This window comes from Alistipes sp. DJF_B185, from assembly GCF_964250025.1.
Classification (GTDB): Bacteria; Bacteroidota; Bacteroidia; order Bacteroidales; family Rikenellaceae; genus Alistipes; species Alistipes finegoldii.
Genome location: NZ_CAXUDY010000003.1, coordinates 201,637 through 225,499, shown reverse-complemented (window position 1 = coordinate 225,499; position 23,863 = coordinate 201,637). Strand labels below are relative to the sequence as shown.

Annotated in this window: 22 protein-coding genes, 2 tRNA genes and 1 pseudogene; 10 read left to right on the top strand and 15 right to left on the bottom strand. The window is 60.4% G+C overall.

The features are described 5' to 3' along the window. Nucleotides 1-84 precede the first annotated feature (84 nt). From ACESTR_RS06125 to ACESTR_RS06100, 6 genes are all read right to left on the bottom strand, one after another. A complete protein-coding gene (locus tag ACESTR_RS06125) occupies nt 85-1,260 on the bottom strand; it encodes a sodium ion-translocating decarboxylase subunit beta (RefSeq protein ID WP_302297456.1) in 1,176 nt (391 codons plus the stop codon). 4 nt (nt 1,261-1,264) lie between these two features. Beyond that, nucleotides 1,265-1,720: a biotin/lipoyl-containing protein gene (locus tag ACESTR_RS06120; protein WP_009598478.1), complete on the bottom strand. Its 456-nt coding sequence runs from the start codon at nt 1,718-1,720 to the stop codon at nt 1,265-1,267. Between the two features lie 149 nt (nt 1,721-1,869). Then, the gene (locus tag ACESTR_RS06115) at nt 1,870-2,319 is read right to left on the bottom strand and encodes an OadG family protein (RefSeq protein ID WP_009598471.1); all 450 of its coding nucleotides are present in this window, start codon (nt 2,317-2,319) and stop codon (nt 1,870-1,872) included. Nucleotide 2,320: 1 nt separating this feature from the next. Further along, on the bottom strand, nt 2,321-3,883 hold the full coding sequence (locus tag ACESTR_RS06110; RefSeq protein ID WP_009598470.1) for an acyl-CoA carboxylase subunit beta: 1,563 nt from the start codon (nt 3,881-3,883) through the stop codon (nt 2,321-2,323). Between the two features lie 178 nt (nt 3,884-4,061). Further along, nucleotides 4,062-4,472, bottom strand: a complete 411-nt coding sequence (gene mce / locus ACESTR_RS06105; RefSeq protein WP_009598511.1) for a methylmalonyl-CoA epimerase — start codon at nt 4,470-4,472, stop codon at nt 4,062-4,064. 154 nt (nt 4,473-4,626) lie between these two features. Then, complete coding sequence (locus tag ACESTR_RS06100; protein WP_373179002.1) at nt 4,627-6,111, bottom strand: glycosyltransferase; 1,485 nt, start codon at nt 6,109-6,111, stop codon at nt 4,627-4,629. A gap of 69 nt (nt 6,112-6,180) precedes the next feature. Between ACESTR_RS06100 and ACESTR_RS06095 the strand changes: the two genes are divergently transcribed. Together ACESTR_RS06095 and meaB are read left to right on the top strand one after the other, a co-directional pair. Then, nucleotides 6,181-6,651, top strand: coding sequence for a TlpA family protein disulfide reductase (locus ACESTR_RS06095; protein WP_039940556.1), 471 nt, complete (start codon nt 6,181-6,183; stop codon nt 6,649-6,651). A 4-nt stretch (nt 6,652-6,655) separates the two neighbouring features. Beyond that, nucleotides 6,656-7,771, top strand: coding sequence for a methylmalonyl Co-A mutase-associated GTPase MeaB (meaB, locus tag ACESTR_RS06090; RefSeq protein ID WP_009598497.1), 1,116 nt, complete (start codon nt 6,656-6,658; stop codon nt 7,769-7,771). A 118-nt stretch (nt 7,772-7,889) separates the two neighbouring features. On the opposite strand, the gene ACESTR_RS06085 is transcribed toward meaB, so the two are convergent. The 5 genes and pseudogenes from ACESTR_RS06085 to ACESTR_RS06065 all read right to left on the bottom strand — a co-directional run bounded on the left by ACESTR_RS06085 (nt 7,890) and on the right by ACESTR_RS06065 (nt 11,222). Continuing rightward, entirely contained in the window at nt 7,890-8,588 is a 699-nt protein-coding gene (locus ACESTR_RS06085) for an SIR2 family NAD-dependent protein deacylase (RefSeq protein WP_009598508.1), read from the bottom strand. Between the two features lie 3 nt (nt 8,589-8,591). Then, on the bottom strand, nt 8,592-9,191 hold the full coding sequence (locus ACESTR_RS06080) for a hypothetical protein (RefSeq protein WP_014776332.1): 600 nt from the start codon (nt 9,189-9,191) through the stop codon (nt 8,592-8,594). Further along, entirely contained in the window at nt 9,188-9,676 is a 489-nt protein-coding gene (locus tag ACESTR_RS06075) for a hypothetical protein (protein ID WP_227042362.1), read from the bottom strand. Before ACESTR_RS06075 ends, ACESTR_RS06080 begins: the two co-directional genes overlap by 4 nt. A 395-nt stretch (nt 9,677-10,071) precedes the next feature. Beyond that, nucleotides 10,072-10,251 (bottom strand): annotated as a pseudogene (locus ACESTR_RS06070) (hypothetical protein); the annotation flags it as partial. A gap of 11 nt (nt 10,252-10,262) precedes the next feature. Further along, nucleotides 10,263-11,222, bottom strand: a complete 960-nt coding sequence (locus tag ACESTR_RS06065; RefSeq protein ID WP_014776330.1) for an SPFH domain-containing protein — start codon at nt 11,220-11,222, stop codon at nt 10,263-10,265. Nucleotides 11,223-11,578: 356 nt separating this feature from the next. Between ACESTR_RS06065 and ACESTR_RS06060 the strand changes: the two genes are divergently transcribed. The 7 genes from ACESTR_RS06060 to ACESTR_RS06030 all read left to right on the top strand — a co-directional run bounded on the left by ACESTR_RS06060 (nt 11,579) and on the right by ACESTR_RS06030 (nt 20,717). Further along, nucleotides 11,579-12,967, top strand: a complete 1,389-nt coding sequence (locus ACESTR_RS06060) for a glutamate decarboxylase (RefSeq protein WP_373178999.1) — start codon at nt 11,579-11,581, stop codon at nt 12,965-12,967. Between the two features lie 567 nt (nt 12,968-13,534). Next, nucleotides 13,535-13,855, top strand: a complete 321-nt coding sequence (locus ACESTR_RS06055; RefSeq protein WP_302270281.1) for a hypothetical protein — start codon at nt 13,535-13,537, stop codon at nt 13,853-13,855. Between the two features lie 158 nt (nt 13,856-14,013). Continuing rightward, complete coding sequence (locus ACESTR_RS06050; protein ID WP_009598502.1) at nt 14,014-14,775, top strand: DUF1295 domain-containing protein; 762 nt, start codon at nt 14,014-14,016, stop codon at nt 14,773-14,775. A 7-nt stretch (nt 14,776-14,782) separates the two neighbouring features. Then, the gene (locus ACESTR_RS06045; RefSeq protein WP_009598505.1) at nt 14,783-15,994 is read left to right on the top strand and encodes an NADH:flavin oxidoreductase; all 1,212 of its coding nucleotides are present in this window, start codon (nt 14,783-14,785) and stop codon (nt 15,992-15,994) included. A 2-nt stretch (nt 15,995-15,996) separates the two neighbouring features. After that, nucleotides 15,997-16,977 (top strand): SDR family NAD(P)-dependent oxidoreductase, encoded by a 981-nt coding sequence (locus ACESTR_RS06040; protein WP_302297452.1) that lies wholly within the window; start codon nt 15,997-15,999, stop codon nt 16,975-16,977. 118 nt (nt 16,978-17,095) lie between these two features. Then, complete coding sequence (locus ACESTR_RS06035) at nt 17,096-17,722, top strand: HAD family hydrolase (protein ID WP_373178996.1); 627 nt, start codon at nt 17,096-17,098, stop codon at nt 17,720-17,722. 487 nt (nt 17,723-18,209) lie between these two features. Next, nucleotides 18,210-20,717, top strand: a complete 2,508-nt coding sequence (locus ACESTR_RS06030; protein WP_373179025.1) for a DUF748 domain-containing protein — start codon at nt 18,210-18,212, stop codon at nt 20,715-20,717. A gap of 367 nt (nt 20,718-21,084) precedes the next feature. Here the strand turns inward: ACESTR_RS06030 and ACESTR_RS06025 are convergent. The 4 genes from ACESTR_RS06025 to ACESTR_RS06010 all read right to left on the bottom strand — a co-directional run bounded on the left by ACESTR_RS06025 (nt 21,085) and on the right by ACESTR_RS06010 (nt 23,335). Beyond that, a tRNA-Pro gene (locus tag ACESTR_RS06025) sits at nt 21,085-21,159 on the bottom strand. Nucleotides 21,160-21,470: 311 nt separating this feature from the next. Beyond that, nucleotides 21,471-21,545 (bottom strand) — tRNA-Pro (locus ACESTR_RS06020). Nucleotides 21,546-21,925: 380 nt separating this feature from the next. Then, nucleotides 21,926-22,999, bottom strand: a complete 1,074-nt coding sequence (locus tag ACESTR_RS06015; protein WP_373178994.1) for a TIGR04133 family radical SAM/SPASM protein — start codon at nt 22,997-22,999, stop codon at nt 21,926-21,928. A gap of 3 nt (nt 23,000-23,002) precedes the next feature. Continuing rightward, entirely contained in the window at nt 23,003-23,335 is a 333-nt protein-coding gene (locus ACESTR_RS06010; RefSeq protein WP_014776322.1) for a hypothetical protein, read from the bottom strand. 143 nt (nt 23,336-23,478) lie between these two features. Here ACESTR_RS06010 and ACESTR_RS06005 point away from each other — a divergent pair, with 143 nt between their 5' ends. Continuing rightward, nucleotides 23,479-23,679: a cold-shock protein gene (locus ACESTR_RS06005; RefSeq protein WP_009598476.1), complete on the top strand. Its 201-nt coding sequence runs from the start codon at nt 23,479-23,481 to the stop codon at nt 23,677-23,679. Nucleotides 23,680-23,863: the final 184 nt, after the last annotated feature.

Here is a 23,863-nt window from a genome sequence, read left to right as displayed (position 1 = left end):
TCACACGAAAAGAGGGTTTCGGCAACCCGAAACCCTCTTTACACCGGACGGCCCCGAAGCCGTCCCTGTCAATATCGAAATCCCCTATCCGAGGAACGAGAGCAGAATACCTGCGGCGACTGCCGAGCCGACCACACCAGCCACATTGGGACCCATGGCGTGCATCAGCAGGTAATTCGAACGGTCGTAGCGGATACCCATATCCTGCGACACGCGCGCGGCGGCCGGAACGGCCGAAACGCCAGCATTGCCGATCAGCGGGTTGATCTTGTTGCCCTCCTTCAGGAAGAGGTTCATCAACTTGACGAACAGCACGCCGCCCATCGTGGCGATGAAGAACGAGCATGCGCCCAGCACGAAGATACCCAGCGTCTTGGGGGTCAGGAAAACCGACGCCTGCGTCGAAGCTCCCACCGTGATGCCGATCAGGATCGTCATGATGTCGATCAGCTGGTTGCTGGCCGTAGTGGCCAGACGCTTTACCACGCCCGACTCCTTCAGAAGGTTGCCCAAGAAGAGCATACCCAGCAGCGGGATCGCGTCGGGTACGACGAACGTCGTCAGCAGGAAACCGATGATCGGGAAGAGAATCTTCTCGGTGGAGGAGACGGCGCGCGGCGGACGCATCTTGATAAGGCGTTCGCGCTGCGAGGTCAGCAGACGCATCACGGGCGGCTGGATCACCGGTACGAGAGCCATGTACGAATAGGCGCAGATAGCGATGGCGCCCATGTACTCCGGAGCCAGACGGCTCGTCAGGAAGATGGCCGTAGGACCGTCGGCACCGCCGATGATGGCGATCGAACCGGCCTCGTTGGCCGGGAATCCGAGCGCCAGAGCGCCCATGTAGGCCGCGAAGATACCGATCTGCGCCGCAGCGCCGATAAGCATCAGCTTGGGGTTCGAAATCAGCGACGAGAAGTCGGTCATGGCGCCCACGCCGAGGAAGATCAGCGGCGGGTAGACGCCGTAACGGACGCCGAAATAGAGGTAGTTGAGCACCGAGCCTTCCTCATAGATGCCGATTCCGTGGCCGGTCACCATCGGGATATTGCCGATGATGATACCGAAACCGATCGGCACCAGCAGCATGGGCTCGAACTTGTGTTTGATGGCAAGATAGAGGAAGAAGCACCCCACGGCGATCATGATGAGGTACTTGTAGCCGCCCTCCTGCAGGAAGAGCTGCGCAAATCCCGTCTCGTGCACGAACTTGGATACGCTTTCGCCGAGGAACGACGATGAAAGGAAGTCTAACATAAGCCTATCCGAGAGTTATGAGCACGTCGCCCTCCAGCACGGAGTCGCCGCGGTTGACTTTGATCGACTTGACAACGCCGGCGCGGTCGCTGTCGATATTGTTCTCCATCTTCATGGCTTCGAGCACCACCAGCGTCTGGCCGACGGCCACCGTGTCGCCCTCCTTGATCCGGATGTCGAGGATGACGCCCGGCAGCGGGCTTTTCACGGGCGACTCGCCCGCAGCCGCAGGAGCCGCCGCGGCAGGCTTCGTAACCGGAACGGTCGAAGGCTGCACGGGATGCGAAGCGGGAACGGCCGCCACCTGAGGTTTGGCCGCCACGCTGGGTTTCACGGTCGTGTCGAGCACCTCGACCGAATAGGAGGCGCCGTTGACGATCACATCGGCCTCGGTGTCGTTGAGAATCTCGATGCCGACGGTGTAGTCGTTACCGTTGATCTTGAAATTGTATTCTTTCATAAAATTCGTTTGTTTAATTCCGCGCCGTCTTCCGGTTCCGGACCGCAGTCCCGGTTCCGGCGTTCGCACCGATCGGGACCGCCCCGGCGGGGCCGGCATGCCCGCGGCGGAAAGCGGATTTCGGACGGCTTGCGGAGCGCTCTCTAAATTTATTTTCTGATTCGTTCGGGCATCGGGGTCAGACCGTGGATTTTCGAGCTCCACGGCGAGTAGACGCGCGCCACCTTGTTGATAGTAATCACGTCGCTCTCACGGTCGTGCATCTCGGCCTTGTTGAGCTTCACGGCCAGCGCGATGGCGGCGATGATCTCGCCGTTGACCACGCTGTCGCAGCCCGCAGGCACCGAGACCTTCATGTCGTCGACCAGCATGCCGCGGGTCTTCGACTTGGCGGCCTTCTTCTGCGCGCTCTTCACCATGACTTTGGCGAAAAGCTGGATCAGCAGAAAGAGGACGATCAGCGCCGAAAGCACCGTCACCACCGAAACGATCGTAACGTAGATGCCGACGGGGTCCTTGTCGAGGATCGTATCGGCGCCTTTGGCCGAAGCAGCCAGAGCCGCGAAGAGCAATCCTGCTGTTAAAATCGCACGCTTCATACTACAACGGAATGTTAGAGTGTTTCTTGGCCGGGTTCTGCAGGCGTTTGGTAGAGAGCGACTGCAGGGCGCGGATGATGCGGAAGCGCGTGTTGCGCGGCTCGATCACGTCGTCGATATAGCCGTAGCGGGCGGCGTTGTAGGGGTTCGAGAACTTGTCGTTGTACTCCTTCTCCTTTTCGGCCACGAACTTGGCTTTCTCTTCGGGCGATTCGATCGCTGCGACCTCCTTGCCGTAGAGCACCTCGACGGCGCCGCTGGCACCCATCACGGCGATCTCGGCCGTCGGCCATGCGTAGTTGATGTCACCGCGGATGTGCTTCGACGACATCACGATATAGGCGCCGCCGTAAGCCTTGCGCAGCGTAACGGTAACCTTGGGCACCGTCGCCTCGCAGTATGCGAAGAGCAGTTTCGCGCCGTGGGTGATCACGCCGCCGTACTCCTGCGTCGTACCCGGCAGGAAGCCCGGAACGTCCACGAGGGTCACGATCGGAATGTTGAACGCATCGCAGAAGCGGATGAAGCGCGCGGCCTTGCGGCTGGCATTGATATCGAGCACGCCGGCCATGAACTTGGGCTGGTTGGCGACGATGCCCACGCTCTGGCCGTTGAAACGGGCGAAGCAGGTGATGATGTTCTTGGCATAGCCGGGAGCCGACTCCAGATACTCGCCGTTATCGACGATCGCCTTGATGACCTCCGACATGTCGTAGGGCTTGTTGGCGCTGTCAGGAACGATCTCGTTGAGCGAATCCTCCAGACGGGTGATCTTGTCGGTGCAGACCGCCAGCGGAGCGTCCTCCATGTTGTTCTGCGGCATATAGGAAATGAGCTTGCGGATCAGCGCGATGCCCTCCTCCTCGGTATCTACGGCGAACTGCGCCACGCCCGATTTGGTGGTGTGCATCGTAGCGCCGCCCAGCTGCTCCTGCGTCACGTCCTCGCCCGTCACGGTCTTCACGACCTTCGGACCCGTGAGGAACATGTTCGACGTCTCCTTCTTCATGATGATGAAGTCGGTCAGCGCGGGCGAATAGACGGCGCCGCCGGCGCAGGGGCCGAAGATGGCCGAAATCTGCGGAATCACGCCCGACGACATCACGTTGCGCTGGAAAATGTTGGCGTAGCCGGCCAGCGCGTTGACACCCTCCTGAATTCGGGCGCCGCCCGAATCGTTGATGCCGATGCAGGGCGCGCCGTTGCGCAGCGCCATGTCCATCACCTTGCAGATCTTGTCCGACATCGACAGTGACAGCGAACCGGCCGTTACCGTAAAGTCCTGTGCGAAGACATAGACCAGACGTCCGTCGATCGTACCGTACCCCGTCACGACGCCGTCGCCGAAAGTGTGGCTCTTGTCCATGCCGAAATCATAGCAGCGGTGCGTCACGAACATGTCGAACTCCTCGAAGGAGCCTTCGTCGAGCAGCATCTGGATACGCTCGCGGGCCGTGAACTTGCCCTTGGCATGCTGGGCGTCGATACGCTTCTGACCACCTCCGAGACGTGCGGTGGCACGGTTCTCGATGAGCTGGTTGATTTTGTTTTGAATTTCACTCATAAGTATGCTTGTTAGTATAGTTTCATGCACGTTCGCTCCGGACTGTCCCGCCCCGCGGCCGTCGGCCGCGTTTACTGGTCTGCCCCACCCCTAAATCCCCGCCGCGGCGGGGACTTCTTCGCCGCCGGCGGCGGCGTAAAAAACGGGGCCGAGGGAGCGATACGAACGCTCGTTGTTCCTATTTGTTCTTATTCTCGCAAAGCTCGGTGAGGATGCCCTGCGTCGATTTGGGGTGCAGGAAGGCGATGGTCATGCCCTCGGCGCCCTTGCGCGGGGTTTTGTCGATCAGGCGGATGCCCTTGGCCTCGGCGTCGGCGAGCTGCTCCTCGATATTCTCGCAGGCAAGCGCCATGTGATGAATGCCGACACCGCGGTTTTCGATGTACTTGGCGATGGTAGACTCCTCCGAAGTGGGCTCCAGCAGTTCGATCTTGGTCTGACCGAGCATGAAGAACGCCGTGCGGACCTTCTGGTCTGCGACCTCTTCGACGGCATAGCACTTCAGGCCCAAAACGTTCTCCCAATAGGGAATTGCTTCATCGAGGCTCTTCACCGCGATGCCAAGATGCTCGATATGAGAAACTTTCATAGCAAAATATTAATTTAAGTTAGTGGATGTTCCGTGTCATTTCAAGGCACTGTTATAAAACGAACACAAAGATAGGGCATTAAATTCGAAATACCCAAGCCTTTTATCGTATTTTTTTCGGAATATCTGTCTCTTTTCGGACCGGCCGCGCGCTTCACAACGAACTGTAAATGTCGATCAGACGGCGGGCGACGGCGTATTCCGAAAAAAGCTCGGCGCGGCGGCCTTCGCGCCGGCGCATTTCGCTGCGGAAAGTCTCGTCCCAGAGCACGTTTTCCAATGCCGCGGCGACCTCCCCCACCGCTTCGGGATCGACGTAAACGGCGGCGTCTCCGGCCGCTTCGCGGTTGAGCCGCGTATCGCTCAGCACCATCGGCAGCCCGGCCCTCAGCGCTTCGACCACGGGTACGATCGAAGCCTCGATTTCGGCGTCGGGCAGGTAGACGAAAGTCCGGGCCAGCCGGAACAGCGCCGGCAGGTCTTCGGGCGAAAGTTCGTAGATGAAATCCACCCGCGCCGCCATATGCCGCTCACGTGCATAGCCCAGCAGGAAGTCGGCATACGCCGTGCGGCGGCCGCACACCACCACTCCGATGCGCTGCGGCAGCGGAGGTCGGCCGTCGGTTCCGGCAGCGCCACTCCGTGCGGTTCCGTCCGCGGGCCGGAGACGCTCCCGACCGGCGGCGGCGAACTCCGCGACCGTATTCCGGTTCGCATCCGGAGTGTCCTCACCGACGCCGCGCATCGCCAACCCGGCCCCGGCTTCCACGTCGCCGTACCCTCCGACGCCATCCGACGCCGTATCGTCGCGCCAGCCTGCATTTTCAGGATTCAGGTCCCCGCCGCCGTCCGGCTCCCGCACGGATCGCGCAACAGTCTCCGCAAAAGCCCCCGCTTCCGCAACCGATTCCACATTCCGTCCGGCTGCCCGCTCCCCGGTTCGCTCCGCAGCATCTCCTGCAGGTTGTTCCCCGGTCCGCGCCCCGGTTTCCATCCCGGCTTGCGACCCGGTTCGCTCCGCAGCCTGCACCTCAGTCCGTTCCGCTGCCGTCGGCATCTCCGCCCCTCTCGTTTCGAGCATCTCGCGCTCCCGCTCCCGGAGCAGGGCCAGCGCCTCGAACAGCACCTCCTGATTGTGGCGCGGCTCGACCGTCCCCAGCATCAGCACGAAATCGCGCGGCAGCGCATATTTGCGCCGCACGCCTTCCAGCTCGGCGCCGTCGGGCGGATTCTGCGGCATACGCGCCGCGAGCGGCATCACGACCTCGATCCTGCCGGGGTCGATCCGCAGCCGGTCCGAAAGCTCCTCCCGCGCGTCGCGGTTGACCGTAATCACCCGGCTGGCCGAACGCAGCATCCGCCGGTACAGGCGCAGCAGCACCAGCCGCTCGCCCAGCGAATAGAGATGCGGGTAGCGCAGGAAATTGAGGTTGTGGACCGTCATGACGCACGGTATGCGGCGCAGCAGCACCGGAAAGGGAAGTCCGGGCCGGAAGCCGTGGTAGAGGTCGAACTCCTTACAGCGCTTTCCGTCAATAATATATTCATGCTCCGGGGCATACTCGGCCAAAAGTCTGGCAAGGTGTTGGGAATAGGTTCCGGCAGGTGCGGCCGGGGTGTCGTCGAATCCGATTTTCATAAGTCCAAGTAAAAAATTTCGTCTATGTGGCAAATAATTGTTATCTTCGCTAAAAATAAGTCCGCTCTTATGAAGAAAGTACTGCTTATTTTACTCTTCGCGGCCCTGCTGCCTTTTGCGGCGGCCGACGCGCAGAATATCGCTCTGGGCGAGCGTGTGCCCGAACTGAAAGTCCCGGCATGGCTCGACGGACAGAAACCCGCAGCCACGCCGCGGCTGACCTACGTCGAGTTCTTCCAGTCGTCGAACGCGGCCTGCATCACGTCGCTCAAACAGCTCCGGGCGATGACGGACAAATTGGGTACCAAACTGCGCGTGGTTGTCATAACGCAGGAAAAAGAGGACAAAATAGGCCCCCTGCTCAGACCCTACCTATCGCCGCAAATCTCCGTGGCGATAGACGCCGGAGGCAAGATCTTCACGGCGTTCGGCGTGCAGTACGTTCCGTTCGGGGTGCTGGTCGATTCCAAAAACAGGGCGCTCTGGCAGGGAAATTCACTTCACCTGACACCCGAAATCATCGATAAATCAAGCAAATAACAACATGTCTTTCACCAAGATAAACCATTACGAAAAAGAGTACGCCGACATGCACCACGACACGGCTCTGAACGTCACCGAAGGCGTTGAAGATCAGCCGATCGTAAACCCTTACTTCACGCGCCGCAAGAAGCCGAAGCTCTCGACCGACCAATACGTCGAGGGCATTCTCGCCGGCAACATCACCACCCTTTCGCAGGCCATCACGCTCATCGAGTCCAACAACCCTGCGCACTACGCGCAGGCGCAGGAGATCATCGAGCGCTGCCTGCCGCACGCCGGGAAATCGGTCCGCATCGGCATCACGGGCGTCCCCGGAGCCGGAAAATCGACCTTCATCGAAGCCGTCGGCAACATGGTCACCTCGCTGCGGCACAAGCTCGCCGTGCTGGCCATCGACCCTTCGTCGGAACGCAGCGGCGGCTCGATTCTCGGCGACAAAACCCGCATGGAGAGCATTTCGGGCAATCCCGACGTCTTCATCCGCCCTTCGCCCTCGGCGGGATCGCTGGGCGGCGTGGCCCGCAAGACGCGCGAGACGATCGTGCTGTGCGAAGCCGCGGGATTCGACGTGATCTTCATCGAGACGGTGGGCGTCGGACAGTCCGAAACGGCCGTACATTCGATGGTCGACATGTTCATGCTGCTGCAGATTTCGGGCGCGGGCGACGAGCTGCAGGGCATCAAGCGCGGCATCATGGAGATGGCCGACATCATGGTAATCACCAAGGCCGACGGCGAAAACATCCACAAGGCCGAACTCGCCAAAACCCAGTTTCAGGGGGCGCTGCGGCTCTTCCCTCTGCCGGAATCGGGCTGGCGGCCCAAAGTCTACACCTGCTCGGCCGTAGCCGGAACGGGACTGGAAGAGGTATGGAAAGGCGTCGAAGAGTTCCTCGACCACATCGAGGCCAACGGCTACTTCCGACACAACCGCAACCGCCAGAACAAATACTGGATGTACGAGTCGATCAACGAAGTGCTGCGCAACTCGTTCTACCACGATCCCGCGGTCGAATCGCGCATCGCCGAATACGAACAGCGCGTGCTGGACGACAAGATCTCGTCGTTCATCGCCGCCAAAGAGCTGCTGGACATCTATTTCAAGGACCTGAAATAGTCCTCCGGCCGACGCACGCCGCGCGAACTGCGGATTGCGGAAACTTCTGGGAAAAATACGAACAAAAAAGAGGGTGTCTGCACTGCGGCAGACACCCTCTTTCATAGCAACACCCTATCTATCCGGCATAGCGTTCCCGTAGCAGGGCAGCCAGTTCGGGCATGCCCTCGGCGGCGCGTTTGCGGATCAGGGTCAGCGGATTGCGGATGCCCGCCGTATCGGGATTGCCGGGATCGACGACGTAAATCGGAATGTCGGGCCGCACGTAACGCACCAGCGACGCCGCAGGATAGACCGCCAGCGAAGTGCCCACGACGACCATGATATCCGCCGTCTGCGCGATCTCCGCCGCACGTTCGAACATCGGCACCGACTCGCCGAAAAAGACGATATGCGGCCGCAGCAGCGACCCGTCGGGAGCCGTGGCGTCGAGCCGCTGCTCCCACCCTTCGATCGGGACGATCAGCCCGGAATCGCGCGACGAACGCAGGCGAATCAGCTCGCCGTGCAGATGCGTCACCCGCGACGATCCGGCGCGCTCGTGGAGGTTATCGACATTCTGCGTCAGCACCTCGACCTCGAAATCCCGCTCCAGCTCCGCGATGGCCCGATGCCCGGCGTTCGGCTCGGCGGCAAGCATCTCGCGGCGGCGTTTGTTGTAAAATTCGATCACGGTGGCGCGGTTGTGCGCCAAGGCTTCGGGCGTGCAGACATCCTCGATACGGTAGTCGGCCCACAGGCCGTCCGAATCGCGGAACGTGGCAAGGCCGCTGTCGGCGCTCACCCCGGCGCCCGTAAAAACGACTATTCTTTTCATAAACTAAAACTTTAGGTAACCCAATCTACTTCCCAATGCGGCAACCAATATCAACAGGACGAATCCGACCGATTTCGTAACACCGACGGCCACGCCTTCGGTCACAATATCGTACGCCAGCATCGCCGCCAGCACACAAAAAGCGATCCCCAGCGCGGCTTTCGACAACAGGGATTTCCGCCGGGCGGGTTCGGTGCCGTCCGCGGACGCAGTGCGGCCGCAGGATTCCGGATGCGCAGCGGATTCGCCGAACCTTTCAGCGCCGGCACGACCGGCGGATTCGCTGCACCTTGCGACCCCGGCTGGCATGGCGGCCCCGGCATTCGCGGCGGAGTCAATACGCCCGGCAGGTGCGGCATGGATGCCGGCTCCGGCACATCTGCGGGATTGCGCACACACGGCAGTCCCACGGGATTCGTTGCGCCTGCCGGTACGCCGCTCCTTGGGCGTCCATGCCGAGAGCAATGCGGGCAGGCCGAACAGCAGGGAACTTACCGCCGCATGCAGCGGCGACTGCCCCACCCACAAAAAATTGAGCGGGAACATCACCAGCGCGACCGCAAACACCGAAGCAATCGCATAAAACCATCTCCGGAGTCTCATCGCCCACCTCCTTCCGCCGCGGCACGGGCGCAAAGCATGTCGCGTCTTCGGCGTTCGGCTTTCAGCTTCCAAAGGCGCATTTCAGCCTCGGCGCGCAAACGCCGCCAGCGCAGCAGGCAGACGACGCATGCGACGAGCGCAGCGACACCCAATCCCAGCGTGGCGCGGGTCAACTCCTTCTCGCCGGAGACTCCCCAGAAAAAGAACGGCGGCAAAATGACAATCCAGACCACCGAAAGCGACAACAGCACCAGCCCCGCATCGCGCCACCGCCGGCGCGGACGACGGCGGCGGTAATCGAGCGCCATTTCGCCGAGGGCGAGGGCGGCGCCCAGCGCCAGCACACCCCAATAGACCCAGCGGGGCAGCCAGTCGGGCCGAAGCAGGAGAAAAAAGACCAGCAGTCCGCCCACGACCTGCAAACCGGAGACAATCCGCCCATACCGCAGACCGGACATATTCCGTCCCGGACGCAAACCGGACACACCCAGAACCGGACGTAAACCGGACACGCTCCGAACCGGACGCAAAGCGGAAATGCCCTGCCCCGGACGCAAACCGGACACACCCCGCCCCGGACGCACACCGGACACGCTCCGAACCGGACGCAAAGCGGAAATGCCCTGCCCCGGACGCAAACCGGACACACCCCGACCCGGACGCACACCGGACACGCTCCGAACCGGACACAAAGCGGACATGCCCCCGTCTGATTGCGAGCCACGGAGTTTTCCACACAATCCTATTCGATTTTTGCTCAATAGATTGCACATATCAATTAGCGTATCGGTTAAATATCGTCGGGATAATCGCTCCGGGGCGGAACCGGGGGTTTTGCAGAAGCGGCATCGCCCGACGGAAGCCCCGTCGAATCGCCGGACTCCGGTCCGGCGGGACGGGGCTTTTTCAGGCGGCCGCTGCGGCGCAGGGCGTCGGCGATGATCCACTGCAGCTGCCCGTTGATCGAGCGGAACTCGTCGGCCGCCCACCCTTCGAGCGCCTCCATGGTCGCGGCGTCGATGCGAAGCACGAAACTCTTGTTATTGTTCTCTTTAGCCATCGGCAGTTAAATCAATGGTGAAGGGTTCCGGCATTGACTACCGGCTGCGCGGCTTCGTCGGCGCAGAGCACGACGAGCAGGTTGGTGACCATCGCCGCCTTGCGCTCCTCGTCCAGTTCGACGATATGTTCGCTGCCCAGACGCTCCAAGGCCATGTGGACCATCGACACGGCGCCCTCGACGATCTTTTCGCGGGCCGAAATAATGGCGTCGGCCTGCTGACGGCGCAGCATCACGGCGGCGATTTCGGGAGCATAGGCCAGATAGTTGATGCGGGCTTCGACCACCTCGATGCCGGCCATCGCCAAGCGTTCGTTGAGCGTGTGTTCGAGCTGGTCGTTGATCGCCTCGCTATTCGAGCGCAGCGTCAATTCATCGTCCTTAACCCCGTTATTGTCATAAGCATAGCAACCGGCGACCTGACGCAGCGCAGCGTCGCTCTGCACACCCACGAAATTTTCGAGGATGTTCATGCGGGCCGAAGCCGAAACCCCGGTTTGTCCGGCAGTCGTCGGAGCGTCGATCTCGAAGACCGCCTTATAGATATCGTCGCGCTTGATCTTCCACACCAGCACCAGACCGATCATAATCGGATTGCCCGTCTTGTCGTTCACCTTGATCGGATCGACGTTCAGGTTGCGGGCGCGGATCGAAATCTGCTTGGCCGACATAAATGGATTGACCCACCAGTAGCCCGTTTCGTAGAAGGTGCCCTTGTATTTGCCGAAGAAGACCATGACGCGGGCTTCGTTGGGTTCGAGCAGCATGAAGCCCGCCATGCAGATCAGCATGCAGAGACACCAGACCGAGCCGATCACGACCGGCCCGACGCCGAACGCCAGCCCTGCGTCGATACGCTGCGCGCCGAACACGATCGCGCACACACCCAGCGCCAACCCGACGAAGATCAGCGTCAAAGCCAGAAAACCATTGCATTTCCAGCCCTTGTAGACAAAATTTCCATTCTCCATATCCGTAAGTTTTAGGTGATATTATTTTGATATCACAAATATATCGAATTTTTCCGGGATTCCAAATATTCCCCCGCTTTTTTCAGGGGGGGGGGCAGGATCGGAAGGCAAGAGAGAACGGGGAGAATAAGAAGAACAGGAGAGACGCAGGAGAGACGCAGGAGAGACGCAAAAAGCGGCAGCATTTGCGGGAAGCCGGCCCGGCAGCAGGTTGAGTACGAAGCGGAAAGGGTTTCGAGGCCGCCACCGGAGGCTGCAGAGCGAAAAAAATGCGCCGGATTTCAGGTCCGGGCAACTCCGACGCGGCACGGTTCATGCAAGGTCGTATGCTCGTAAACCAAAAATAAATTTACGTTATGAATCAGCAAAGACACACCAACGAGGACACGCTGACCGATATTTTCGGTTCGGAAGAGATGCGCAATCCCGCGCCCACGGAGTTTATCCCCAAAGGCAAGACATCGCCCGAAATCGCCTACCAGTTAGTCAAGGACGAAACCTATCCGCAGACGCAGCCGCGGCTCAATCTGGCGACGTTCGTGACGACCTACATGGATGATTACGCCACGCGCCTGATGAACGAGGCGATCAACGTCAACTATATCGACGAGACGGAGTATCCGCGTGTCGCGGTGATGTGCGGCCGCTGTCTGAATATCGTCGCCAATCTGTGGAACACCCCCGAAAAGGCCGAGTGGAAGACCGGAGCGCTGGGCATCGGTTCGTCGGAAGCCTGCATGCTGGGCGGCGTGGCCGCATGGCTGCGCTGGCGCAACCGCCGCAAGGCCGCAGGCAAACCCTTCGACAAGCCGAATCTGGTGATGAGCGCCGGATTTCAGGTCGTATGGGAGAAATTCTGCCAGCTGTGGCAGATCGAACTGCGCACCGTGCCCCTGACGCTGGATCACATCACGCTCGATCCCAAGCAGGCGCTGGAGATGTGCGATGAAAACACCATCTGCATCGTGCCCATAGCCGGTGTGACGTGGACGGGTCTGGACGACGACATCGAGGGGCTGGACAAGGCGCTCGACGAGTACAACGCCAAGACGGGGTATGAGATTCCGATCCACGTGGACGCCGCGTCGGGCGGTTTCATCCTGCCGTTCCTCAAACCCGAAAAGAAATGGGACTTCCGCCTCAAATGGGTGCTGTCGATCTCCACGTCGGGCCACAAATACGGTCTGGTATATCCGGGTCTGGGCTGGGTGGTCTGGAAGGACAAGAAATACCTGCCCGACGAAATGTCGTTCTCGGTCAATTACCTCGGAGCCAACATCACGCAGGTGGGTCTGAACTTCTCGCGTCCCGCGGCGCAGATTCTGGGACAGTACTACAATTTCATCCGGCTGGGATTCGAGGGCTACAAGGAGATTCAGCAGAACTCGATGGACGTCGCCAAGTACTGCCACCAGCAGATCGGCACGATGAAGTGCTTCAAGAACTACTCGAAGGAGGTCGTCAATCCGCTCTTCATCTGGATGATGGATCCCGAATACGACAAGAAGGCCAAACTGCAGCAGAGCGGATGGATGGTTCCCGCATACACCATGCCCAAGAACATCGAGAACGTGGTCGTGATGCGCATCGTGGTACGTCAGGGCATGTCGCGCGACATGGCCGACATGCTGATGGGCGACATCCGCAACGCCGTCGCAGAGTTCGAACAGCTCGAATACCCCACTACGTCGCGCATCAAGTACGACAACATGGAACACCAGAAAGGCAAGGTATTCACGCACTAGAATCGGGGATTCGGACCGGCGGTCGGGGGTTCGCCCCGGACTTCCGGCCGGTTTCCGGACCGACATTACAGCCGGAAGGCGGAAAGACTCCCATTTATTGAGGTCCAGTCAACGGCGGGACGCCGCCGGCTGGCCGTCGCTTCCGGCGCCCCTGCTTCGGCAGGGGTTTTTGTCCCGGTGCGCCGACACGCCCCGGAGTCCGTCGCAGAGATTGCGGAAAAGGTCGATCCAGCCCATTCCGCGGCAGGCAAGACCAGGGTTTCGGCTACCACATCAAACTTTCGTGTGCCCTGAGGCAGCGCTTTCTCGCAGGCAACTCGTTTTCACGATTCTGCGTCCCGTCACGGCGGTCGAAAGAGCACACTTCCGGCTTCGGTCCGATTTCGGGGGATCGGCGGGCACGACCGCGACACGCACACTTTCCGGGCGCCACGGGAACTTGACAGGCGGCTTCCGCATACAGCGGCGGCCGCCTTTTTTATCAGGCCTCTTGCAATATTTCAAGCCGCGAAAAAGAGGCGGGCGAAATGCAGCCCCCCCTACCCTGAAAAACACCAAGGAAAACCGTTGCGGGACAAGAAAGACTGCAGAGAGAAAAAGAGAACCGCCGAAGAAAAAGAAAGTTTGCTGGCGGGAAGAGGAGGAAACAACAACGGAACGAGAAAGGCCGCCGGAGGGGAAAAGAGAACCGCCGAAGAAAAAAGAAAGTTTGCTGGCGGGAAGAGGAGGAAACAGCAACGGGACAAAAAAGGCCATCGGAGAAAAAAAAGAGAACCGCAGAAGAAAAAGAAAGTTTGCTGGTGGGAAGAGGAGGAAACAGCAACGGGACAAAAAAGGCCACCGGAGAAAAAAAGAGAACCGCCGAAAAACGAGAAAACCGGCAGGTGAGAAGGCAGAGCCGTCATGGGCCGCGAAAAGAGTGCAAAAAAAAGCAGGAGGAAACCCGTTTCCCAACTGTCAAAAAGAACAAAAACGGCCCTTTCGGGGACTTGTCGGAGCGGGAAAGTTTTATTATCTTTATGTCGTTTTACCGAAACCGTTCCGATATGGCCCAAACATTCGATATATTCCTGATCGTCATGGCGCTGCTGGCCTTGGTGGTCTTCGCTGCCCTGCATTTTTTTGAAGCCGGATACGGCTATCTCTTCAACCCCAAATACGGGCCGCCCGTGCCCAACAAGATCGGCTGGGTGCTGATGGAGTCGCCCGTATTCGTGGCGATGTGCGTGCTGTGGCTGCTCTCCGAAAGGACGTGGGAAGCCGGGCCGCTGACGCTCTTCGCGCTCTTTCAGGCCCACTACCTGCAACGGGCGTTCATCTTTCCGCTGCTCATGCGCGGCGCGTCGAAAATGCCGCTCGGCATCGTCGTGATGGGCATGTGCTTCAACACGCTCAACGCCCTGATGCAGGGCGGGTGGATCTTCTACGTCTCGCCCGAAGGCTACTACGCCGACTGGTTCGCGCAACCTTATATTTATATCGGCGGGGCGATGTTCCTCGCGGGAATGGCCGTGAATCTCCATTCGGACCACATCATCCGCAACCTGCGCCGGCCGGGCGACACGCGCCACTACATTCCGCGCGGCGGCATGTTCCGCTACGTCTCGTCGGCCAACTACTTCGGCGAACTGCTCGAATGGACGGGCTTCGCCGTGGCTTCGTGGTCGTGGGCCGGAGCGGTGTTCGCGTGGTGGACCTTCGCCAACCTCGCGCCCCGCGCCGCATCGCTCAACAAACGCTACGCCAAGGAGTTCGGCGACGAATTCACGTCGCTCGGACGCAAAAAAATCATACCTTTCATTTACTGACCCTATCATGTCATCGCTTTTCACCCCCTATAAGTTAGGCCCCGTAACGCTGCGCAACCGCACGATACGCTCGGCGGCGTTCGAGTCGATGGGCCGCCATTTCGGCCCGACGCAGCAGTTGAAGGAGTACCACGTATCGGTGGCCCGCGGCGGCGTGGGCATGACCACGCTGGCCTATGCGGCGGTCTGCCGCAGCGGGCTTTCGTTCGACAAGCAGCTGTGGCTGCGGCCCGAAATCGTGCCGGGGTTGCGCGACATCACCGACGCCGTGCACCGCGAAGGCGCGGCGGCGGGAATTCAGATCGGCCACTGCGGCAACATGACCCACCTGACCACGGCGGGGCAGATTCCGATCGGCGCGTCCACGGGCTTCAACCTCTACGCCTACACGCCGGTCCGGGGTATGCGGGCCGGCGAGATCGAGCAGGTGGCCCGCGACTTCGGGCGGGCCGTCCATACGGCCCACGACGCGGGATTCGACTCGGTGGAGGTACACGCCGGGCACGGCTACCTGATTTCGCAGTTCCTTTCGCCCTACACCAACCGCCGCCGCGACGAGTACGGCGGATCGCTCGAAAACCGCATGCGTTTCATGCGGATGTGTCTGGAGGAGGTCATGGAGGCCGCGGCGCAGACCGGGACGGCCGTGCTGGTGAAGCATAACATGTACGACGGATTCAAGGGCGGCATCGAAATCCCCGAAAGTCTCGAAATCGCCCGCGAGATCGAGCGTTTCGGTGTGGACGGCATCGTGCTGTCGGGCGGATTCGTGTCGAAGGCCCCGATGGCCGTGATGCGGGGGCTGATTCCGATCTACACGATGAGCTACTACTCGCCGCTGTGGCTGCGTTACTTCATCCGCTGGTGCGGGCCGTGGATGATCCGGCAGTTCCCGTTCGAGGAGTGCTATTTTCTGGAGGACGCCAAGAAGTTCCGCGCCGAGCTGAAGTGCCCGCTGGTCTATGTGGGCGGGCTGGTGAGCCGCGAAGGCATTGACAGAGCGCTGGACGCGGGATTCGAACTGGTGCAGATGGCGCGGGCGCTGGTCAACGACCCTGCGTTCGTCAACAAGCTTCGGGAGGGCGACGCCGCGACCCGCAGCGAGTGCGACCACCGCAACTACTGCATCGCGCGCATGTACTCGGTGGACATGAAGTGCTGCAAGCACTGCGGCGACCTGCCGCGCAAAATCCGCGAAGAGCTGGCAAAACTGCCGTAAACATGGAACATAAGAACGACACAAACCCGATGGACAAGCAATCGGGACATACGCCCGGCGAAGGCGCGCCGGACACCGGCACCGTGCAAGAGACGACGGGAACGGCACCGGGCATCCGCACCGGGCAGGAGACGGCACGGCATTCCCGGCGGATGAAGCGCGGCGAAGTCCGGCCGGGAAGCGCATGGGCGCTGGTGACGGGAGCCGGATCGGGCATCGGACGCTGTTACGCCCTGCGGCTGGCGGCGCTGGGCTACCGGCTGGTGATCGTCGGCAACAACGCCGCGCCGCTCGAAGCCGTGGCCGGAGAGATACGCCGTGCGGCGGGGGCGAACGCTTCCGCATCCTTTCCCGAAGTCCGGGTCATGCCGATGGACCTCGCGCGGGTCGGGGCAGCACAGGAGTTGCACGACCGGACAGCGGCCGAAGGGATCGAAATCGACGTGGTGATAAACAACGCGGGCATCTTCTCGTTCTGCGACATCCTGACGACGCCCGCCGAGCGTATCGAACGCATCATCCTGCTGCACGACCTGACCGTCTCGCAGCTATGCCGTCTCTACGCCGCCGACATGGTTCGCCGCGGGGTGCGGGGGCACATTCTCAACATGTCCTCCTACTCGTTGTGGATGCCGTTTCCGGGACTGGCGCTGTACAGCGCGTCGAAGGCTTACATGCGGTCGTTCTCGGTGGCTTTCGCCAAGGAGGTGCGCGACCGCGGCATCCGCGTCACGGCGGTCTGTCCGGCAGGCGTGGCGACCGACCTCTACGGGCTGACGCCCCGCTGGCAGCGCATCGGCAAACGGCTCGGCGTGCTTATCACGCCCGACAACTGCGCGCGGCGGGGATTGCTGGCTTTGTGGCGGGGCCGCCGCTGCATTGTGCCCGACTGGTGGAACCGGGCGTGGATTCCCCTTTGCAAAGCGTTGCCGATGTGGGTGCTGCGGCCGATCCGCAGGTTCACGATGCGATTCCAGAAATAACACGGCCCGCAGTCTGCCACGATCGGCAGCCGAGCGGCTGGCGGAATAGCAGATGCAACGGCCGGCAAAACGGCGGCCGTAACGGCAGGCCGTGCAAGAACAAAAATCACAACAGCTTATGAATGAGATCAAAAACGTAATATTCGACCTCGGCGGCGTCCTCGTGGACCTCGACATCGAGCGCTGCACCGCCGCGTTCCGCGCACTGGGCATGCCCCGTGTCGCCGACCTTATCAATCCCTACTATCCCGCCGAGATGATCGGCCGGCTGGAGCGGGGCGACATTTCGTTCCGCGAAGCCTGCGACGAGATGCGCCGGCTGGACAGGCGGCCCGAAGTGACCGATTCCGAAATCGCGGCGGCGTACAGCGCATTTCTGGTGGGGATTCCGGTCGCCAAACTGCGGCAGATCATGCGTCTGCGCGAGGCGGGCGTCCGCACCTATGTGCTTTCGAACAACAACCCGGCGGCGATGGTCGCCATCCGCGGTGCGTTTAAGGCCGACGGGCATACGATGGACGACTATTTCGACAAGATATACCTTTCGTACGAACTGCACGAGCTGAAGCCTTCGGAGGCGATTTTCCGCAAGGTGATCGCCGACAGCGGCGTGATCCCCTCCGAAACGCTCTTCATCGACGACGGCCGGAAGAACGTTGACGCCGCGCAGGCGCTGGGCTTCGCCGTCTACATGCCCGCGCCGGGAGAGGATTTCGGGCATCTGTTCGAGGAGATAACGCGCTGAGGGATCGCAGGGAGGGGCCGCGGAGCCGAACCGCAGGGCCGAAACCGCACGCGGCAATAACCGTTGACAGAAACCGCACGGCCGGAATTTCTATTGCAAATTCCGGAATGCGGACCGCAAAACCCACAACCGGAGTTCCGACGCGAATTCCCGAACGCGATCGCAAAACCCACGGCCGGATTCAGGCGGAGGTTCCGAAGCCGCCCGGAAGCATACGACAGGGGGCCGGCAACATTCTGACAGCGTTCAGACAGTATTCGGGCGGCATTCCGACAACGGTCTGACAGCGGTCCGACAACATGCTAACAGCTCTCCGACAGCGTTCGGGTCGGCTTCCGAACGCCCGGACGTAAGATGAAAGGCTTCGCGGAAGATCCGCGGAACCCGGAATAGCGGGAATAAACCGCAGACCGGAAAAAAACGATACGACACAAGGCGGCTGCGGAGGATTTCCCGGATGCCGCACTGACCACAAACAGAACGAACCCTGAAGAAATGGATTAAAATTACGCTGATCGCCGCGGCCGTCTTGGCCGTGCTGATCGTCATAGCTGCGATCGCCGTTTCGCCCGTAGCCAAGAACTACATCGAGAAACACGACCGCGAACTGATCGGCCGCTCGATCCGCATGGAGCGGCTGCGGATGAACATTTTCACCGGACGCCTGCGCATCGAAGGACTCCGCATCGGCGGAAGCGAAGATTCGACGACGTTTTTCCGACTGGACAGCTTCGAGATGCGCATGCGGCTATGGCCGCTGCTGGGAAACCGTGTGCTCGTGAAAAAAATCTCGTTCGCAGGTCCCGACGTGAAGATCTACCAGCGGGGCAACGCCTTCAGTTTCGATGACATCACAGCCCGCTTCGCGGGCGACACGACAGCCGTCGCCGCAACGCCCGAAAAGCCGTCGAAACCGTGGGAAATCGGGATTTACGACATCTCGATCCGCAACGGCAGGGTCTTTTACAAGGACCTCGCGCTCGATGCCGAGTGGGGCATGAACGACATAAACCTGCACATTCCGGGCGTCTATTTCTCCGGCGAGAAAACCGACGTCGGGGCCGTGCTCAACTTCGCCGAGGGCGGTTCGCTCTCGACCGACGTGGGCTACAACATCGAAAGCTCGGAATTCGACATCGGGATACGCCTGCAGGACTTCGCGTTGGCGGGCACGCTGCCCTATTTCCGGCAGTCGCTCGACGTCACGGCCGTGGACGGCCGCCTGTCGGCCGACAGCCGCCTGCGCGGCAATACGCAACATCTGCTTTCGCTCACGACCGAGGGTACGGCTTCGCTGGCGGGCTTCGCCCTGCGCGACCGGCAGCAGCGGCCCGTGGCGGGCGTCGATACGCTGGGCGTAAAACTCGCCGAGGGCGATCTGGGCAAAATGCGCTTCGTCTTCGACCGCATCTACGTTTCGGGACTCTCGGCGCTGTTCGAAATGACGCCCGAAGGTAATAATCTCGCCGCTCTGATGAAATCCCCGGCGGCAGAAACCGCTTCGCCGACCACCGTTTCCGCCTCTGCGGCAACGAATCCCGCTCCGGAAGCAGCCCCCGCTCCGGCAGCTGAAATCACGACGTCTGCCGTGCCTGCCCCGACTGCTGCGAATCCCGCCCCGGCGGCTGAAATCACGACGTCCGACACTGCGGGAAGCGCGACGCCGAGTCCGACGCTCCGGATCGCCGACCTCGAAATCACGAACGGCCGCGTCACGGTGCGCGACCTGACGATGCACCGCCCGTTCGAATATACCGTCTCGGAAATCCGCATGCGCAGCCGCGATTTCGCCCCATCGAAGCGCAACAGCATGACCGTCGATGCGCGGATGCAGAAGACCGGCTCGGCGAAGCTGCGCTGGGAAGGGACGCTCGACGACATGGACAACCAGAACATCACGCTTTGGCTCACCAACCTCGACCTGCGCGACTTCGGTCCCTACTGCGAACATTACACGGCCTATCCGCTGACCAAGGGCAACCTCACGTTCCGCAGCCAGAACGTAATCCGCAACCGCTACCTCGACGGCACCAACCACCTCGACATGTTCGAACCGAAGGTGGACAAAAAACGCAGGGAGATCAAGGCCGAGATGAATATTCCGCTCAAACAGGGGCTATACGTCCTGAAAGACAAGAAAGGCCATGTGAAGATGGACCTTCCGGTCAAGGGGAGTCTCGATTCGCCGGAGTTCTCCTACCGCAAGATCGTGCTGAAGGCGATCGGCAACGTACTGCTGAAAGTCGTGACGGCGCCCTTCTCGTTCCTGTCGGGCAACAAGGAGAACCTCGAATACATCAATATCGACCCGCTGCAATACGTCTTCACGTCGGAGCAGTACGCTTCGCTGGACAAGATCGCGCAGGCGTTGCAGGACAAGCCCGAAATGCACATCGTCCTGACGCAGCGCGTCAACATGCGCCGCGCCCTGCCCCGGCAGGCGGCCGGCGCGCTCCGGATGGCCTATGCCGAGCATCTGAAGAGCGCCGACACGACCGGCCGCCAGCCGATGTCGATGCTCGAATACGAAAAGATCCAGCAGACCGACATCCGCACTCCGGCGATCATGGCCTTTGCCGATTCGCTGCTCGCCCAGCGGGGAATTTCGCCGCAGGGACTTTCGGCCGACGACAAGGCGCTGGCGCTCTACCGCGAAAAAGCCGCCGGACAGTTGGCCCGCATGATGGCCGCACGCAACAAGGCGCTGACCGACTACATGCAGTCCACGCACGGCGCGACGGCTCCGGCGTTCCGGGTGCAGACGATGGATTCGCTGGCGTTGCCGAATTACGCGGGCCGCGACCGTTACACGATCGCCCTCGAAGTGGACGGCGAGACCGTGGAGGTCGAAGCGGACGACGGCAACGCGGGAGCAGGAACTGACGCAGGGGCTGGTACAGATGCGGGGACGGAGGCCGAGACAGATGCAAGGACAAATACGGAATCGGATACCGAGACGAATGCAGGAACGCATGCAGGAACAGATACAGAGTAGGATGCCGGGGCGGATACAGAACTGAATACGGAATCGGATGCCGTGACGGATGCAGGATATCGCCGGGAATGTTCAGGCGGATTCGACACATGGCCGCATCCGCCCCGGCAGAGAAGCGGCGGGAACCGGCAAGGCAACGGATACGGCGACGGACACAAATCCCATTGCGGTCGCACGGGACGGAGTCTTCGGAAAAAGCTGCGGAAGCAGCCGGTTCGACAGGCGAAGCAACTCCGCCTGTGGCCGGAGCCGATGCGTATATTCCGGCCGAATAGAGAGCGAAAACGGGCCCCCGGCCGATAAAGAGCGGGATATATGCAGAAAAGGTTTAAAATGAGATTCCTCATTCTAAACCTTTTACAATTTGTCGGGGAGACTGGATTCGAACCAGCGACCTCCAACTCCCGAAGCTGGCGCGCTAACCGGACTGCGCTACACCCCGAACATTTGGGACCCTTATCATTTTAAGAGCGCACAAAGATAAGTCGAAAATCTGAAAAGACAAAATTATTTCCGCAAAATTATGCGCTTCTTTTATCTTCCGCCCTGCTTAGGCCCTTTCCGATCCGATCGTACCTGCTTCCCGTTTCCTCGCACGACTTCCGACAGACTGTAACTTCCGGCCCCAGACCGCGCTTGGTGTCCGATTGCCGTTTTTGTGTGAAATTTGCCTGAAAACGGCGTTGTTTCAGTACTATACCCAAACAAAAAAAAAGTCACTGCAAATATTAATTCACAGCAACTTTCTTCATGTCGGGGTGGCGGGATTCGAACCCACGACCCCCTGCTCCCAAAGCAGGTGCGCTAACCGGACTGCGCTACACCCCGTCGTTCCCGGCCCTGCAACCCGTGATTGGCCTTACATCGGCCCCGCAGGGCTTTTCGTGTCAATCCCGGACTCTTCCGGCCGGGGGAACCGTCACGATTCCGGGATGCAAAGATAGCGGCTTTTTTCTTTCCGGCAAACTTTTGTCCCAAAATCGGTCTTGCAGGCGGTTCGTGAAATCATCGCCCCGAACGGCTTAATTTCAGATTCACGCGAAGACAATAAGCGGCTATCCGCCGCCGGAAGTGTTGCCGCAGTGCAGTTAGTCGGCAAAAACCGGAACCCAAAGCAGGCTTTGAGCGCCTTTCACGACAGATGTGGGGCAAAGAGCGTGTAACGATTCGCAGCAGCATATCAGGATGATAATTCCGATACGGTGTATCTACAGTCGGTGGTAGTGGCAGTACAGCAGTTCGCCGTCGTCGCCGTGGAGGTGCATGCCGCCGCCCAGACAGTAGCGGAACATCTTGCAGTCGGCGCATGCGCCGCGCCGCGCCCAATCGCGGTTGCGGAAGGGTTCGAAGCGGTTTTGCCACACGTCCCAGAATTTATCCCGGTAGATGTTGCCCTGATGGAAGTTGGCACGGATCGACGTGCAGCCCGAAATGGCGCCGTCGACACGGATCGAAGCCACCGAGACTCCGGCGGCGCATTGGTAGAAGTAATCGCGGACTTCGGTCTCGTAGTCCCCAAGGAAGCCTTCGCAGGCATAGCTGGTCCCGATCCTGCCCTCCTTGCGGGTGCGGCGGATAAATTCCAGCATTTCGCGGAACTGCGCGTCGGTCATGCGCAGCGACGGATCGTTCTTGGCCCGGCCCATGGGGAAAATCGAAAAGAGCCGCCAATGTGCAACGCCCTCGGCAATCAGCATGTCGCGGAACGCTTCGAGCTGCGGCACCATGGCGCCCGTGACGCAGGTCACCATGTCGTAGGTCAGCGAGGGTTCGCGGACGATCATGCGCAGGGCCGCCAGCGCGCGGTCGTAACTGCGGGAATTGCCGCGGATATGGTTGTGTTCGCGTTCGAAGCCGTCGAGACTGACCGAAACGCTGCGCAGTCCGGCGTCGAGCAGGCTTCGCAAGCGCGCTTCGGTCAGGGCCATGCCGTTGGTGACCATGCCCCACGCATAGCCGCGGCGGGTGACTTCGGCTCCGGCACGCTCCAGATCGTCGCGCACCAGCACCTCGCCGCCCGAAAAGATAATCAGCACCTCGGAGGGATCGACATGGGGCGTGATCTCCTCGTCGAGCACCTTCAGGAAGTCTTCGAGCGGCATGTCGGGCACACCGGGGTCCACGCGGCAGTCGCTGCCGCAGTGACGGCACGAAAGGTTGCAGCGCAGCGTACACTCCCAGAAGAGCGTCGTGAGCCGGTGCTCGGCGACCGTCGAAGCGTAGAGATCGGAAAAGATATTGAGGGCCAGCCGTTTGCGCAGGCCCGGACGGCGGCGCGCCATGGATTATTTCTCAGGAGCCTTGGCGCCCTTCTTCGTGTCCATGACGGGCGTATCCTCGGTCGGTTTCTCCGCAACGGGATCCAGCTCCTCCGGTTCGGCGGACTGCACCTTCGCATCGGGAATATGCACGCCCGTAGCAGGTCCGGCCTGTCCCGGAGGACGCACGCCGTACATGACGACAATGCGGGGCGGCACCTTCACCGAGTCCTGAATCTCCTGCGATCCGGTCTCCTGCTTCTGTTCCTCTGCACCCTTCGCCGGAGCGTTTTTGACCGTCGAGCAGGCAGTCGAAAAGCCAAGCAGCGCAGCCAGAGCGAGTTTCAGTTTTTTATTCATATCGCATCGTCATTAAGGTCATTGTTACAGAGCAAAGATAAAAAAATTTCGACCGAACCTGAAAAAAACATGCCAAAAAGTTTTGAAAGCCAGTGATTTTTACTTTACTTTGCCCTGTACAAACTATTTAATTTTCAATTTTTATGACAGGTAAGGTAAAATGGTTCGATAGCAAAAAAGGCTACGGATTCATTACGGGAGAGAACGGCAAAGAGATTTTCGTTCACTTCTCCGGTATCGTAACGGACGGATTCAAGTCGCTCAACGAAGGTCAGGCAGTCGAATTCGAAGTCGGCAGCGGCGCCAAAGGCGATCAGGCTGTGAACGTTACGGTAATTGAGTAAGCCCCACGGCGTTCTCTAAATTCAGGGAATAAGAGCAACAGAAACTCAGCATATTCATCAGTACTGAATTTTATGTATTCAACGGTGTTCGGATCGTGTCCGAACACCGTTTTTTCATGCGGCGGAGTCGTCGGGGAGAAACACCGCCGAAACCGACAACGGTCTGCGGACACGCCCCGCTGCC

Bases quoted from the DNA above. Each gene is read 5' to 3' on its own strand.
- ACESTR_RS06125 (WP_302297456.1), bottom strand. From the start codon at position 1,260: ATGTTAGACTTCCTTTCATCGTCGTTCCTCGGCGAAAGCGTATCCAAG.
- ACESTR_RS06120 (WP_009598478.1), bottom strand. From the start codon at position 1,720: ATGAAAGAATACAATTTCAAGATCAACGGTAACGACTACACCGTCGGC.
- ACESTR_RS06115 (WP_009598471.1), bottom strand. From the start codon at position 2,319: ATGAAGCGTGCGATTTTAACAGCAGGATTGCTCTTCGCGGCTCTGGCT.
- ACESTR_RS06110 (WP_009598470.1), bottom strand. From the start codon at position 3,883: ATGAGTGAAATTCAAAACAAAATCAACCAGCTCATCGAGAACCGTGCC.
- mce (WP_009598511.1), bottom strand. From the start codon at position 4,472: ATGAAAGTTTCTCATATCGAGCATCTTGGCATCGCGGTGAAGAGCCTC.
- ACESTR_RS06100 (WP_373179002.1), bottom strand. From the start codon at position 6,111: ATGAAAATCGGATTCGACGACACCCCGGCCGCACCTGCCGGAACCTAT.
- ACESTR_RS06095 (WP_039940556.1), top strand. From the start codon at position 6,181: ATGAAGAAAGTACTGCTTATTTTACTCTTCGCGGCCCTGCTGCCTTTT.
- meaB (WP_009598497.1), top strand. From the start codon at position 6,656: ATGTCTTTCACCAAGATAAACCATTACGAAAAAGAGTACGCCGACATG.
- ACESTR_RS06085 (WP_009598508.1), bottom strand. From the start codon at position 8,588: ATGAAAAGAATAGTCGTTTTTACGGGCGCCGGGGTGAGCGCCGACAGC.
- ACESTR_RS06080 (WP_014776332.1), bottom strand. From the start codon at position 9,191: ATGAGACTCCGGAGATGGTTTTATGCGATTGCTTCGGTGTTTGCGGTC.
- ACESTR_RS06065 (WP_014776330.1), bottom strand. From the start codon at position 11,222: ATGGAGAATGGAAATTTTGTCTACAAGGGCTGGAAATGCAATGGTTTT.
- ACESTR_RS06060 (WP_373178999.1), top strand. From the start codon at position 11,579: ATGAATCAGCAAAGACACACCAACGAGGACACGCTGACCGATATTTTC.
- ACESTR_RS06050 (WP_009598502.1), top strand. From the start codon at position 14,014: ATGGCCCAAACATTCGATATATTCCTGATCGTCATGGCGCTGCTGGCC.
- ACESTR_RS06045 (WP_009598505.1), top strand. From the start codon at position 14,783: ATGTCATCGCTTTTCACCCCCTATAAGTTAGGCCCCGTAACGCTGCGC.
- ACESTR_RS06040 (WP_302297452.1), top strand. From the start codon at position 15,997: ATGGAACATAAGAACGACACAAACCCGATGGACAAGCAATCGGGACAT.
- ACESTR_RS06035 (WP_373178996.1), top strand. From the start codon at position 17,096: ATGAATGAGATCAAAAACGTAATATTCGACCTCGGCGGCGTCCTCGTG.
- ACESTR_RS06015 (WP_373178994.1), bottom strand. From the start codon at position 22,999: ATGGCGCGCCGCCGTCCGGGCCTGCGCAAACGGCTGGCCCTCAATATC.
- ACESTR_RS06010 (WP_014776322.1), bottom strand. From the start codon at position 23,335: ATGAATAAAAAACTGAAACTCGCTCTGGCTGCGCTGCTTGGCTTTTCG.
- ACESTR_RS06005 (WP_009598476.1), top strand. From the start codon at position 23,479: ATGACAGGTAAGGTAAAATGGTTCGATAGCAAAAAAGGCTACGGATTC.